Source organism: Clostridium moutaii (assembly GCF_041205085.1).
Taxonomy (GTDB): Bacteria; Bacillota; Clostridia; order Clostridiales; family Clostridiaceae; genus Clostridium_B; species Clostridium_B moutaii.
The window spans coordinates 404,827-418,766 of sequence record NZ_JBGEWD010000001.1 but is presented as its reverse complement, the minus strand read 5'-3'; the positions used below and the strand labels follow the sequence as shown (position 1 = coordinate 418,766).

Sequence of the window (13,940 nt, the reverse complement as noted above, 5' to 3'; positions counted from 1 at the left end):
ACATGCTCTTGACTTTGAATAGTATAAAATATACAATTTTAATATGATTATTAATATTAATGAAAACTTATCGGAACAATTAAAGCATAGAAGAACTACTGCGGCGGTTGTAGCAGATGTACTGCGCACATCTATTTTAAAGGGACAGCTGAAGGCAGGCGAACAGCTTATACAGGCTGATATTGCAAAACAATTTGGAATGAGTAGGATTCCTGTGCGTGAAGCCTTGAAACAACTTGAAGCAGAAGGGCTCGTAAAACAGTATCCCAATAAGGGGGCTATTATTTCTGAATTAAGTGCCAGTGAAGTTCAGGAAATATATGAGATCAGATCATTTTTAGAAATTGGTGCCATAAGACTTTCCATTATAAATTTAAATGAGGAGGACTTGAAACGTGCTGAAAAAATATTAATGGAAATTGACAGTGCTCCAGATGCCAACAAGTGGCTTGAACTTAACTGGGAATTTCATTCATGCTTGTATCTGCCGGCGAACCGTCCAAGACTTTTATCCATCATAAATAATTTGCATGTTAATGTAGCAAGGTATATTCGCATATATCTGGATCTTATGAATTTTGAAAAAAAATCACAGCAAGAACACTATAACATATTCAATGCCTGTAAAGAAAGAAATACAGAAAAGGCTGTTGAGTTTATAAAACAGCATCTGGAAAATGCATCCGCTACGCTTGTATCTTATTTAAACAAAAGGAATGAATAGCAATACAGCAATACGGAAGGTATTTTAAATATAAGGCTTTGTTTTAAATAAATATTGATAATATATAAATTTTTAAGGGAAGTTCATAAATGACTTCCTTTGATTCGCTTTTAGATAAGATTGAGAAGTGATTCCGCTTCACAGGCAAAGATAGCTGCAGCTTTTTAATATATCAACTGATTCTTCCAGATCGCCTATCCTTTTCTGTTTTTCTCTGAACTGTCGTTCAAGTTCATCATTATATCTTTTACCATTACCTGATATTTATTATTTCTAACTATATGTGTTTATAAATTGGAGTACAGGTAATGTTGCAAATGTATCCCAATATGACCTATACTTAATATGATGATTGATATTATAAGCCAGATAACCTTTCCATAAATGTTCAATAGCAAAAAAGCTATGACAGGCAGACTCGCACCAGGTACAGGAATGCCACAAAAACTGCAATAGAAATCCTTTACTGTGTGTTCACCTGAAAAATATCTAATCCAAGAAATCTCATAAATTAACATTAGAATAAAAGAGACAAGTAACCATAGGGACCATAAAGAAATTGTATTAATATTGAAATCATTAGATATTAATACTACGCATGTAACCAAAACTTGACCAACTCTTTCAAATGTTATTTCCAAACAGTTCTTAATTTTATATTTTATTGACATGTATATTGTATACAATATATAATATACATAAATATTTTAAAAATAAAAGGAGGCAGTGTGAGGTGAGTATCAGTAAAAGAATTGAAGAATTTAGACAGGATTATATAAATTCAAAACCGTCTATTTGTTATGAAAGGGCAAGAATCTGGACTGAATCCCATAAAACTACTGAAGGCGAAGCAATATCAATTAGAAGGGCAAAGGCCTTCCGAGATGCATGTGAAAATCTTCCCGTAAATATATTCAAGGATGAACTGATTGTTGGTACTGCAGGAAAGTTTAGAAGAACAGGTATATTGACTCCGGAGTTTTCATGGCAGTGGGTAGACAGGGAAATGGATACTTTTGATAAGAGACCACAGGATCCATATGTTATTACAGAGGAGCAAAAACAATTCATACGTAAGGAAATTTTCCCTTACTGGAAAGGGAAATCACTGGAAGAGAACTTTTTGAAGAGAGTGCCTGAAGATACTGGAAAAATATTAATTGATACGGGTATAATTGACAATGATTCAAAATGGAGACAGGCAGCGGGAGAAATTACTCCAGATTATCAAGATGTATTGTTCGTGAAAGGATATGGAAAAATTAAAAGAGAAGCTGAAGAAAACTTGAAAAATTTAGAAGCAACTTCTCTTGAAAATAGTGAAAAAATAGATTTCTACAGATCTGTAAAAATTGCAGCTGAAGGTATTATAAGATTTGCAAATCGTTATGGTGACAGAGCCGAAAATATGTCGAAAAATGAAATCAATACAGTTAGAAAACAAGAATTATTGGAAATAGCAAGAATATGTAGAAAAGTACCTGAAAATCCACCTGAAACATTTTATGAAGCAATTCAGTTTGTATGGTTTGTGCAACTTGGAAGCATAATTTCTGAAAATCCACTGGCACTTAATCTGGGAAGATTTGATCAGTATATGTACCCTTATTATGAAGATGATATTAAAGCAGGTAGAACAACAAAAGACAATGTCCAGGAATTAGTGGAGGCACTGTGGATTAAATTATCAGAATGGGTGTGGACAATCTCCTCTAACACAGCAAGTTATTTTGCAGGATACAACCAGTTTCAGAACCTGACAGTTGGTGGAAGAAAAAGAGATGGCAGTGATGCTGTAAATGATTTGTCATATATATGCCTCCATGCAACACAAAGTGTAAAAACCCATCAACCAGGTTTAAGTGTGAGAATACATCCAAATTGTACGGAAGAGTTTCTCATGGAAGTATGCAAATTAGTGAAGGGAGGCACAGGATTTCCCGCAATCCATAATGATCAGACCGGTTCACAAATGCTTCTTCAGGCAGGATATGAACCTGAAGATGCAAGGGATTGGAGCAATTGTGGGTGTGTAGTGCCTCATTTTAGAAAAACAGGTCAGTGGACATCTGCAGCAAATATCAATTTTGCAGCAGCACTTGAATATGCTTTGAATAAGGGCAAAAGCAGACTTACCGGTGAGAGCATGGGATTAGAGGAGAAAAATGTATCCAGTTTTACAAGTTATGAAAAAGTAAAAAATGCATTTTTAAAGCAGCTTGCAAATTTAATCAAGCACACTGTAATTGGTACAATTACAGCACAAGAGCTGCACAAAGAGATGGTGCCGAGACCATTTTTGTCTACTTGTGTCGATGGCTGTATGGAAAAAGGAATGGATTTGAGTAAAGGCGGGGCCAAATACAACATAGGGCCGGTTTTGACTGGAATAGGATTAGGGGTTGTGTCTAATTCCCTGGCAGTTATACGTAAACTGGTTTTTCAAGAAAAAATTACAACTCTTGAAGAATTGAATAGAGCCATGGATGCAAATTGGGACGGATATGAAACTCTCAGAAAGAAGGCATTGGGTGTACCTAAATATGGCAATGATAATAATTATGTAGATTTCATTGCTGTAGAAATTTCTGACTTTTACTATAATGAGATAAGAAAATATAAGGATATTTTCGGATCAAGATTTAATTCTGCGTTTATGGGAATTTCCAACTACATACCTACAGGAAAGGTAATAGGTGCAACACCCTGCGGAAGAAAGGCAACAACACCTCTGACAGAGGGGGTATCTCCATTTGCAGGCAGTGATGTGAGCACTCCGCTGGGTGCAATGAAATCAGCTGCAAAAGTCAATCATGATGTACATACTGGTGGTACATTGCTGAATCTGAGATTGTCACCTGATTTTTTGAAATCGGATAGAGGACTTAGAAATCTGGCATCGATGATTCGGGCATACTTTTCATTGGGAGCATTTCATGTTCAGTTCAATACTGTGTCCAATGAAATATTGCGTAAGGCCCAGAAATCACCTGAAGAATACAAAGATCTACTGGTTCGTGTTGCAGGATACAGCACTCAATTTGTAAATCTGTCAAAAGAAGTTCAGGAAGCAATTATTGCAAGAACTGAGCATGAAAGTGTGTAAAGAGGTATTAACATGAGAAATTCAGAGGAAAAGGGATATGTGTCCCAGATACAGGGCTTTTCCGTCAATGATGGAGAGGGCATACGTACTACTATTTTTTTATCAGGATGTCCTCTAAGATGCAAATGGTGCTGCAATCCGGAAACCTGGACCATTGATCCCCAATTGGCCCTATTTAAGGAAAAATGCATAGGTTGCGGCAGATGTGTTGAAATATGTCCTACAGCACAGAAGAAATGCAGTGCCTGTGGCAGGTGCACCGAGGTATGTCCTGTGGGAGCAAGAAAAATTATGGGGACAAAGATGTCTGTAAAAGAAGTTGTTGATGTGGTTAAAAAAGACATGATTTTTTTCAGGGAATCCAATGGAGGAGTAACTTTCTCAGGAGGAGAGGCAACCTTTCAGCAGGATTTTTTACGCGCACTTACAAGTGAATTTAAAAAATATGGCATTGATATGGCCATTGAAACCAGTGGTTATTTTACATGGGATGAACTGAAGCATATATTTGAAGAACTTGATTTTATTTTTGTGGATATAAAACACATGGATGGAAAAAGGCACAGAGAGCTGACAGGAGTGGATAACAGTATAATACTTGAAAATATAAAGAAAATAGGTGAACTCAACAAACCTGTGGTAGTCAGAATTCCACTTGTAAAAGGGATAAATGATACTGAAGAAAATATTGTATCAGCAGCGAAATATGTAAAGAAACATGTGCCCTGTGGAAAAATGGAAATACTTCCCTACCACAATCTTGGAGAAAGTAAGTATGAAACAATTGGATGGGATAGATTTAAACATACATTTGATACACCTTCACAAGAAGAAATAAAAAAGGTAAAAAAGTGGATTTATGATGTGGGTGTAGAGATAGTGGATTATAAGTAGAAATAAAAAAAGGTATAACTGGGAATAAAAATTTGCAGCTATACTTTTTTATATATAATATTATGCAATGTTAAACAGCTTTTAGAGCTTGTTCTATATCTTCTATTATATCCTCTGAATCTTCTATCCCTACAGATAATCTGAGTAAATCATCATATACACCCATTTGTATTTTTTCTTCTTCAGTATTATTAGAACATATGGTAGAGGAAGGATGAATTATTATTGATTTAGTATCACCTATATTTGTAAGGTTTAATATGAGTTTTAAATTATTTAAAAACTTAAAGGCTTTTTCTTTGCTACCTAGTCTAAAGGTCAAAATACCACCTGCTCCATTTTTGTAGTATTTTTCAATTAAATTATAATATCTGGAACTTTTAAGACCAGCGTAATTTACCTGGGACACTTTTTTATTGTCATCTAGATATTTAGCAACAACCAGTGCATTTTTGCAATGTTCCTTCATTCTTAGAGATAGTGTCTCTAGCCCTGTGAGATTTAAAAATGCATTAAAAGGTGATAGGGGGGAGCCAATATCTCTGCCTACTGTATCCTTTAGCTTAGCTGTAAATGCCATGCTGCCGAATTTTTCAATATAAGGTTTAAAATTATTGTATTTTATATTGGAATATTTACTGCTTCCTCCGTCAATTATAATTCCACCTATGGAGTTTGATGTTCCATTTATATATTTTGAAGTAGAATGTATTACAATATCAGCTCCATATTGAAGAGGCTTTATGAGATAAGGAGTTGTCATGGTGGAATCTATTATTAAGATAATGTTGTTGATTTTACAAATCCTTGAAACAGGTTCTATATCAAGGACATCCAGTTTTGGATTTCCCATGGTTTCTGTAAATACCAACTTGGTATCTTTAGTTATTGCTTCATTTAAAGATTTTTCGTTCATCTCATCTAAAAATTTTATTTTTATTCCAAAAGATTTTAAATTTCTTATTAAAGTATATGTACCTCCATAAAGGGCGCTTGATGCAACTATTTCATCCCCAGGTTGAACTGTATTCATTATGGCAAGGTAAATGGCACTCATGCCGGATGCTGCAGATGTTGCTACCATGCCATCTTCTATGCTGGTCATCCTTCTTTCAAAAGAAATAACTGTAGGATTGGATATTCTCGTGTAGGCATATCCAACGGCCCTGCCGCTGAATATATCTTCAAGCTTTTCCGCACTATTATGAGCATAGGCATTTGAAAGGTATATGGGGGTGTTGGTGGCTCCAGTTTCATCAATTTTTAAATTTCCATGTATGAGTTTAGTATTGAATTTCATTGTTTCACTCCCAATAATTTATTTGAAGGATGGTGTGTAATGATCATACCACCCCTCATTGACTTAATGTTATTTTTTTTGTATAACCAATAAATTGTGACCCTCATAATTTGTATCTGTAAAAATTACTTCGTGGCCCTCCTTTTTTACACTTTGGGGAACATTGTTTATAGGATCTCCGTCATCTAAATAAAATCCTACCTTTTGTCCAGATTTTACTTTGGAAAGTTCAACTTTTACCTTTACAAAATTTATAGGACATTTTACTCCTCTTAAATCCACAATTTTAAGATTTCCAATTTTATCATGGCCGTTGGTTTCGTTATTATGGGAGTTTAGCTGCACATTCTCTTCTTTTGGAAGGGTTATTTCCAGTTTTCCATTTAAGGATCTATACATGGCATCCACTTTGTTGTACAGATATTCCACTTCCGAAGCTTTGCCTGATATATCGTTTGTACCGTCTATTTTGTAGTCTATGAGATCCTGAAAAAGCTTTTTAATTGAGGATTTAACATAGCCTGTCTCTATAAAATTCTTGTTGAATTCCTCAAATATCTCTCTGTCTTTGTTGGAATCCACTCCTTTGAGTACAAGAAGGGTTCGTGCTGAGGATAATGCAGAAGAATACAAATCGGAATTTTGTTTTGTGTCTTTATATCTTTCAAGGGAAGATTTAGCATTCGATAAATCCAGTCTTATAACATCCATTACACCGGAACTGCATTCTCCAGGTCCACGACCCTTTAATGAAAATTTTTCGCAAGCTCCAAAATCAAAGTAAATATCCGCTTCCTCAACAAATTTATCCACATCGGTGTACTTATTTATGAGAGCTTTTATATCCGATGATCTGTTATCCAGAAAATCATAAAAATCTTCGTATCCGGAATTCACTTTTAGTTCTGCAAGTTCATGGATGAACAGGGGAACTTTCTTTGCAGGTACATCTCCGTAAGTATCTCCCATTCTGGCTATATTTGATCCCACTTTTCCTCCAAAGGATATGGAGTACATTGGAATCAGGCCGTTTTTTGTTCGTTTAGCTCTGCCGTGAAGGCCCAGAGCTCCTTTTTCGTGCTGAGCGCAGGAATTTGGGCAGCCTGATATAAATAATCTTGGAAGTGTAGCTTTTATTTCAGGTGATGCACCCTCAAATTTCTTCTTTATGGCTTTTAACAGATTTTGTGAAAGACATAATCCAAGCTGGCAGGTGGAAGCGCCCACGCAGGTTACAGAGTTATATATGTTGTATATGGAAGTAAAGCAGCCTGTTATTTCTATAAGATTTTCAGCATCTTTTTTCTTTAAATCTCTTATAAAAAATCCCTGAGTATTTGTGACCCTGATGGATATTTCATAATCTAATTTTTCTATGAAATCAAGTACTTTATTTAAGTGGTCGACTTTTAAATTTCCGCTTTGAGGATGAACATAGACGGAATAGTAGCCCTCCTGTTTTTGTGGAAATAATATATTCTTAAATTTTTCATTCACTTTTGCATCCCGAACGATTTTGACATCAGGGTTCAGTATAAATTCATTTTCATCCACCTGGATGTTGAGACCGCCTTTTTCCTTTAGTTTGTTTATTTCCCCGTCTAATTTTTCAACAAATTTTTTTTCACCCAGTCTCATGAGTATGAATCTTATTCTGGCCTTATTTTTATTGGTCCTGTCTCCTTCGGCTTCAAACACATTTTTAAGGCCCTGTATATAGTATAGTATTTCATCCGCAGGTATGAAATCACTTAATTTTAAAGCAACTCTCGGGCTTCCGCCAAATCCGCCCGCTCCATACACCTCAAAGCCCCTTTTACCATCTACTATTTTTGCAATAAATCCCAGATCCGATATGGTTGCATTGCCTGTATCTTTTGAGGTATTAGAGAAAGCTATCTTGTATTTCCTGGGCATGTTCATAGTAGTGGGATCCTTTATGAGGTAATTGGTGGCTGCCTTTACATAGGGTGTCACATCAAAGACGTCATCTATTGAAACACCTGAAAGGGGAGAGCACTCCACATTTCGGACAGTATTTCCACCGGTACCTTTTGTTATTATACCTACTTCTATAAGCGAATTTATTATTGGATAGGCATCTTTTAAATCCACACTTTGAAATTGAATGTCCTGTCTGGAAGTGAATTTCAATTTACCTTTTGAATATTTTTCTGCAAGTTCACTTATACGTTTGAATTGTTTTAAAGTTATGACTCCTCCAGGTATTCTGGTTCTCACCATGTAGGTTTCCTTTTTTCGCTGCTCGTATACACCCATGGAAACTCTAAAAGCCTTAAATCTCACAGGATCTATTGCATTATTTAAATACTGGTGTGATTTTTCTTTTATGTCTTCTATGGATTTATAATGATCTTCACTTATATTTATCATATATCTCACTCCTCGTTAAATTATTTTATATTCAAGCTTTTCAACATTTTTGTCTTTGTCAACTCTAAACAAATTAAATACCGGATCCTCTTTTTCAAGAGATAAAATTCCGTACAATATTTTGTCATCAAAAGCAAGTCTTTTATCTTCTTCAGATGGCCTGGAAGGTGAATAAGGATGAGAATGATAATTGCCAATCATGTTGAAATTTTCACTTCTCATGAGCTTTACAGCTTTGAACTGTTGGGCGGGATCCATGGAAAAATGCTCGCTGCTGTGATCTGTATTTGTCAAAGAGTATACTTTTTTAATAAAAATGTCTTTTCCGGAATTCAGTCCTCCAAGATAACCGCAGCATTCATTGGGAAATTCATCCCTGGCCTGTTTCAAAATTCTTTTATATTGCAATTTGTCTATATATATCATAATTATCACCTGCTCAATTTACCGTCTTGAGATCACAAGCTGCCTGTTCGTAATCTATCAGTTTTTTTATTGTAGGGTGCTTACCGCATATTCCACAGTTTTTGTTTTTGGATACCTTTATTTTTCTAAATTCCATGGTAAGTGAATTATAAGTCAAAAGATATCCTGCAAGAGTGCTGCCGATTTTAAGTATATACTTGAGTGCTTCTGTTGCCTGAAGTGATCCTATGATTCCGCCCATTACACCCAGAACACCTGCTTCCTTGCAGGTTGGAACAACTCCTGCGGGAGGTGGCGATTGAAAAATACACCTGTAGCAGGGAGTACCGTTGTCAGGTATATATGTGGTGAGCTGTCCCTGAAATCTTATTATTCCTCCATGGGAAAATGGTTTTTTGGAAAGTACACAGGCATCGTTTATTAGAAATTTGGCAGGAAAATTATCTGTACCATCTATTATAAAATCATAGTCCTGATCTTTTATGATGTCCAGAATATTGCTGGAATTTACAAGCTCATTATACGTTATTACATGTACGTCTGGATTCAATTCATTTATGGTTTCTTTTCCGGACTGAACTTTGGGTTTTCCCACATCCTTTGTCTTATGGATTATCTGCCTTTGAAGATTTGAAAGATCCACTACGTCTCCATCTACAAGACCTATGGTTCCTATGCCTGCAGCAGCCAGATACATGGCAGCAGGGGCTCCCAGACCGCCTGTACCTATAATGAGGATTTTGGAGTTTAAAAGTTTTTCCTGACCTTCCACACCTACTTCGGACAGAATTATGTGCCTTGAATATCTTTCTATCTGCTCCTCACTAAAATCCACTGCTTCCACCTCCCATAAAGTACAGAAAATCTATTTTGTCGTTTCCTTTTAAAATAGTACTGCCAAATTTGGCCCTGTCTATGAATTCATCGTTTAGCTGTACGGAAACCATGTCCGGCATTTCCACATCTTCGATTTTTAAAATTTCTGTTACAGTTAATCCCTCCTTTATGTCTTTATCTTTTCCATTGATTGTTACTTTCATGATACCCTCCTTATTTAATCTTTTAACCATTTTGGAAAAAAGAATTTACACACAGTATAAAAATTTAAACAAAAATAAAAACTTCCTGGTACAATTTACAAGAAAGCTCTTTTTTTAAGTTTCTCATCTTTCAGGCAAATTATATAACCCGCTGGAATTGGCACCTTTGAAAATAATCAGGTTGCCGGGCATCATAGGGCCAGTCCCTCTGCCTCTCTTGATAAGAATGAATATTTAATTGATTAAATACTAACACACTTAAAATAATCTTGTCAATAATTTTCTTTTTTCAATCACAAAAATTTGAAAAGTTATTTAAAAAGTTATTGTACTATTGACATATACCTTAATTTAAGATTATATTTTATTGTAAGTATGAAATATATAATAATGGTAAAAGGTATGATAACTATGATAAACAGCTATGAATTGTTTAGAGATTTAAGACCTGAAGAAAAGAGAATATTCAATCTGATACAAAAAAATGGAATTATGAGTAAAAATGAAATTTTGTTTAAAACTGGAATGAAATTGACCACATTAAATCGCATAATGAATCCACTTGAACAAAAATCCATTCTGGTGCAAAAATGTGTTGGAGAATCTACAGGGGGAAGGAAACCTGTGTTGTATGATGTAAATGTGTGCAGGTTTTATATTGTGGGCATAGGTATATGCAGTACTTATGCACAGGTATCCATAGTGAATCTGAGAATGGAGATTTTTTATAAAAAAAGTTTTTATATTGATTTTTGCAGTTCTTGCAGTGAAGTCATAGAAAAAATTCTCCAGATTATGAAAAATGTTTATGAAGAATTAAATCTGGAGTTTCTTCAGCTTGTAGGAATTGGACTTGCAATTGAGACCAATCTTTGGAGTGATGAAAATATAGGCAAGGTACTTGAAGAAAAACTAGGGTGCAGTGTAATTAGTGAGAATTGCTCGGATTCTGCTGTTACTGCAGAGTATTTGTATGGAGCAGGAAGGCAATTCAAGAATTTAGCTTATTTTGATTGTGGAGCTAGATTGAAACAGGCAGCAATTGTCCAGGGAAGAATTATAAGATCAGCAGGGGACAATGAATATGCATTTGAACATATGATTGAGAATATGAATGGCAGTATTGGTTTGGATAAAGTGTATTTTAGTTATATAAAAAATAGTGTGTTGTCTGAAAAACTTCTTTTGGATGCTGCATCAAAATTGAGTAAAAGAATAGAAGCTTATATAAATTTGTTGGATCTTGAATGTATTATATTAAGCGGATCTTTGGTTGATTTCCAAATATTTTATGAAACATGTACACAATATATTCCTAAAAGTGTTTCAATAAAAAAGCATGGATATTTTAAAAAAAATGCGGTTTCAGTAGGTGCGGCAGCTTTTTTGTTGGAAAAATGTATTAATGATCAATATGATATAGATAATAAAAAATTTGTTGTTGACAAAGTATTTTAAAAGTTATATCACATACGTAAATTAAAATTGAATAAATGCAAAATTTCTTATCAAGAGTGATGGAGGGACTGGCCCTATGATATCCGGCAACCTGAATATGTTTTTTATTCAATGGTGCTAATTCCAGCAGGTGCATATTCACCTGAAAGATGAGAAACAATAAGGATATAGCTTCCTGTGGTTTCTCCATAGGGAGTTTTTTATTTGTACTGGATTGACTAGAAAAACTAGAGATCAGGTTTTATTGGCATATCAATAAAACCTGATCTCTTTTTAGAACTTATAGAATATGGTGGAATTGGAGGCGTGATAATTATGCACAGTAACTGCAGCATTATTAATTGAATACATTAAAAGTTGGACATAAGTTAGTTCTATGGCTGAATACTATTTAAATTATTAAAGGAGTTGTTTTTATGTCTGAAAAAAAATTTAATTCAAAGGAAAATGGCTGGAGTGATTTGGTAAAAAAAGAGGATTGGTGGGCAGTATGGATAGGCCTGATTTTAGTAGTTGCTGCAGTTGTTCTATGGTCATCTGGAGGCTCAATTAAGTTTATTACTGCCAAGATCCCAAAATGGGCAGATATAAGTGTGCTATTTTCTGCATTGGGAAATAACATCGGCTCCATTGCACTTTTGTTTATTGTATTTTTAATTTTGTTTTCTATTGCAAATCTATTTTTACATTATAAGTTTACAGATTTTTTTATAGGATTTTTAGTTCTGTTTATTTTAAGTGTTATAATTAATTCCTTTAGCTCCTGGGGATGGGCACAACAATATAATTTGGAAGCACCTCTTGTTGCATTATTTATAGGATTGATAATCAGTAATTTATTTTCTATTCCAAAATGGTTTGAAACAGCACTTAGAACAGAATTATATGTAAAAGTGGGTATTGTACTTTTAGGTGCCACACTTCCATTTACACTGATTGTAAAAGCTGGGCCTGTTGCTTTTTTACAGGCAACTGTAATTGCTGTTTCTACATTTTTGACAATTTATTTTGTAGGTACAAAATGGTTGGGACTTGATAAAAGGTTTGCTGCTACTTTGGGAGCAGGCGGATCCATTTGCGGAGTTTCAGCATCCATAGCTGTAGGAAGTGCTATACAGACAAAAAAGGAGGAAGTTTCCGTAGCTATTTCTCTTGTGGTAGCTTGGGCAGTTGTTATGATTTTCGCACTGTCAGTGTTTATAAAACTGGCTGGTATACCAGCAGGGCCGGCAGGTGCGTGGATTGGCACATCTGAATTTGCAGATGCTGCAGGTGTCACGGCTGCCAGTTCATTTGGCGATAAAGCTATTACTACATTCACCCTCATGAAAGTGGTTGGTCGTGATATGTTTATTGGAATCTGGTGCTTTATTTTAGCTATAATCTCAATTACGAAATGGGAGAATAAAGAAAGTGGGACAAAGGCCAATGCCTCTGATATCTGGCATAGGTTTCCGAAATTTGTCATTGGATTCTTTATAGCTTCAATATTTCTCACTATTTTGCTTTCAAATGTTTCACCAGCTGCAGCCACATCAATTAATTCCAATGTAATTGCTCCAATTAAGGAAATCAGAACCTGGGCATTTACATTTTGTTTCCTGTCTATTGGACTTACTACCCGGTTTAAACAATTAACAGCTGTTGGCTGGAAACCCTTTGCTGCATTTTCTGCCGGTGCAGTTGTCAATGTTATTTTAGGATATATAGTATCTATATTGATTTTAGGTTCTTATTGGTCTAGTTTATAAAATAAGGGGACATCTTAATTTTTAAGATGTCTCTTTTCTTATAATGAAAAATTTAAAGCATTCCCCATTTTCTTTCATATTCCACCTTCAAGATGTATTCATCATCTTTGAAACCTTTTGCCGATAATATTTTAATTGCATCGTTAAAATCAAAAGATTCTGTTTCCATGATGATCCTATCTTTTTTTCTGGCGATTTCCCAATTATCATGGGAAGATTGCAAAATTTCTACCATGGAGGCAATCCTTGAAAAACGCTGCTGCAGTGAATGTCCTAAATTTCTCAATGATTCAGCAGTCATATTGGTGTTGTCATCAATATTTTTTAAAATGGATTTTCCCTTAGAAAGCTCAAAAAAATTAAAAATAAAACGAACATTTTGTATGCATGTGATTTGATTTTTATCCATTATTAAGCACTTCCTTTTATTAATATCCACAATATCCACGTAGCATATATTATTTTATATTTTATTTTAAATTCTCATAATAAGCAAATTTATATTTAAAGAAAGTTATTAATTGTTTTTAAATTTTATATTGACAAAAAACTTAAAAGGTTATATATTATATATAATTTACTTTTTACAATACAAAATTAAATATGAAACTTCTTATCAAGAGCGGCGGAGGGACTGGCCTTATGATGCCCGGCAACCTGAATATATGTATATTTAACGGTGCCAATTCCAGCAGGTGTGAATTTATCTGAAAGATGAGAGACGAGAGGATATAGCTTCCTATGGGTTTCTCCATAGGAAGTTTTTTGTTTGACTGACTAGAAAAACTAGAGGCCAAGCTAGCTTAGTATAGAGATGAGATTATATATGATCTCTATTAATAGGCTA

11 protein-coding genes, 1 pseudogene and 3 riboswitches are annotated in these 13,940 nt (G+C 34.7%); of the genes and pseudogenes, 5 read left to right on the top strand and 7 right to left on the bottom strand.

The window, feature by feature from the left end; genetic code table 11:
* Positions 1–43 precede the first annotated feature (43 nt).
* Entirely contained in the window at positions 44–724 is a 681-nt protein-coding gene (locus AB8U03_RS02165) for a GntR family transcriptional regulator (RefSeq protein ID WP_369702883.1), read from the top strand.
* Between the two features lie 287 nt (positions 725–1,011).
* Here the strand turns inward: AB8U03_RS02165 and AB8U03_RS02160 are convergent.
* Positions 1,012–1,356 (bottom strand): annotated as a pseudogene (locus tag AB8U03_RS02160) (hypothetical protein); the annotation flags it as partial.
* Between the two features lie 101 nt (positions 1,357–1,457).
* On the opposite strand from AB8U03_RS02160, the gene AB8U03_RS02155 reads away from it, so the two are divergent.
* Positions 1,458–3,830, top strand: coding sequence for a glycyl radical protein (locus AB8U03_RS02155; RefSeq protein ID WP_369702882.1), 2,373 nt, complete (start codon positions 1,458–1,460; stop codon positions 3,828–3,830).
* 12 nt (positions 3,831–3,842) lie between these two features.
* Entirely contained in the window at positions 3,843–4,724 is an 882-nt protein-coding gene (locus AB8U03_RS02150; protein WP_369702881.1) for a glycyl-radical enzyme activating protein, read from the top strand.
* Positions 4,725–4,794: 70 nt separating this feature from the next.
* Here the strand turns inward: AB8U03_RS02150 and AB8U03_RS02145 are convergent, their stop codons facing one another.
* The 5 genes from AB8U03_RS02145 to thiS all read right to left on the bottom strand — a co-directional run bounded on the left by AB8U03_RS02145 (position 4,795) and on the right by thiS (position 9,884).
* Entirely contained in the window at positions 4,795–6,024 is a 1,230-nt protein-coding gene (locus AB8U03_RS02145) for an O-acetylhomoserine aminocarboxypropyltransferase/cysteine synthase family protein (RefSeq protein ID WP_369702880.1), read from the bottom strand.
* 69 nt (positions 6,025–6,093) lie between these two features.
* A complete protein-coding gene (locus tag AB8U03_RS02140; protein ID WP_369702879.1) occupies positions 6,094–8,418 on the bottom strand; it encodes a sulfurtransferase TusA family protein in 2,325 nt (774 codons plus the stop codon).
* A gap of 15 nt (positions 8,419–8,433) precedes the next feature.
* Positions 8,434–8,844, bottom strand: a complete 411-nt coding sequence (locus tag AB8U03_RS02135) for a M67 family metallopeptidase (protein ID WP_369702878.1) — start codon at positions 8,842–8,844, stop codon at positions 8,434–8,436.
* A gap of 13 nt (positions 8,845–8,857) precedes the next feature.
* Entirely contained in the window at positions 8,858–9,679 is an 822-nt protein-coding gene (locus AB8U03_RS02130; protein ID WP_369702877.1) for a HesA/MoeB/ThiF family protein, read from the bottom strand.
* Positions 9,669–9,884: a sulfur carrier protein ThiS gene (gene thiS / locus AB8U03_RS02125; protein ID WP_369702876.1), complete on the bottom strand. Its 216-nt coding sequence runs from the start codon at positions 9,882–9,884 to the stop codon at positions 9,669–9,671. Before thiS ends, AB8U03_RS02130 begins: the two co-directional genes overlap by 11 nt.
* Positions 9,885–10,004: 120 nt before the next feature.
* A riboswitch (SAM riboswitch) is annotated at positions 10,005–10,111 on the bottom strand.
* Positions 10,112–10,259: 148 nt separating this feature from the next.
* Between thiS and AB8U03_RS02120 the strand changes: the two genes are divergently transcribed.
* Both AB8U03_RS02120 and AB8U03_RS02115 read left to right on the top strand, forming a co-directional pair.
* Complete coding sequence (locus AB8U03_RS02120) at positions 10,260–11,342, top strand: ROK family transcriptional regulator (protein WP_369702875.1); 1,083 nt, start codon at positions 10,260–10,262, stop codon at positions 11,340–11,342.
* Positions 11,343–11,386: 44 nt separating this feature from the next.
* Positions 11,387–11,498: riboswitch (SAM riboswitch) on the top strand.
* A gap of 260 nt (positions 11,499–11,758) precedes the next feature.
* Positions 11,759–13,093 carry a YeiH family protein gene (locus tag AB8U03_RS02115; RefSeq protein ID WP_369702874.1) on the top strand — a complete coding sequence of 445 codons (1,335 nt, stop codon included), beginning with the start codon at positions 11,759–11,761 and terminating at the stop codon, positions 13,091–13,093.
* A gap of 52 nt (positions 13,094–13,145) precedes the next feature.
* Here the strand turns inward: AB8U03_RS02115 and AB8U03_RS02110 are convergent, their stop codons facing one another.
* A complete protein-coding gene (locus AB8U03_RS02110) occupies positions 13,146–13,502 on the bottom strand; it encodes a hypothetical protein (protein WP_369702873.1) in 357 nt (118 codons plus the stop codon).
* A gap of 201 nt (positions 13,503–13,703) precedes the next feature.
* Positions 13,704–13,814, top strand: a riboswitch (SAM riboswitch).
* Positions 13,815–13,940: the final 126 nt, after the last annotated feature.

Coding starts and splice junctions, on each gene's coding strand:
- AB8U03_RS02165 (WP_369702883.1), top strand. CDS start 44: ATGATTATTAATATTAATGAAAACTTATCGGAACAATTAAAGCATAGA.
- AB8U03_RS02150 (WP_369702881.1), top strand. CDS start 3,843: ATGAGAAATTCAGAGGAAAAGGGATATGTGTCCCAGATACAGGGCTTT.
- AB8U03_RS02145 (WP_369702880.1), bottom strand. CDS start 6,024: ATGAAATTCAATACTAAACTCATACATGGAAATTTAAAAATTGATGAA.
- AB8U03_RS02140 (WP_369702879.1), bottom strand. CDS start 8,418: ATGATAAATATAAGTGAAGATCATTATAAATCCATAGAAGACATAAAA.
- AB8U03_RS02135 (WP_369702878.1), bottom strand. CDS start 8,844: ATGATATATATAGACAAATTGCAATATAAAAGAATTTTGAAACAGGCC.
- thiS (WP_369702876.1), bottom strand. CDS start 9,884: ATGAAAGTAACAATCAATGGAAAAGATAAAGACATAAAGGAGGGATTA.
- AB8U03_RS02120 (WP_369702875.1), top strand. CDS start 10,260: ATGAAATATATAATAATGGTAAAAGGTATGATAACTATGATAAACAGC.
- AB8U03_RS02115 (WP_369702874.1), top strand. CDS start 11,759: ATGTCTGAAAAAAAATTTAATTCAAAGGAAAATGGCTGGAGTGATTTG.
- AB8U03_RS02110 (WP_369702873.1), bottom strand. CDS start 13,502: ATGGATAAAAATCAAATCACATGCATACAAAATGTTCGTTTTATTTTT.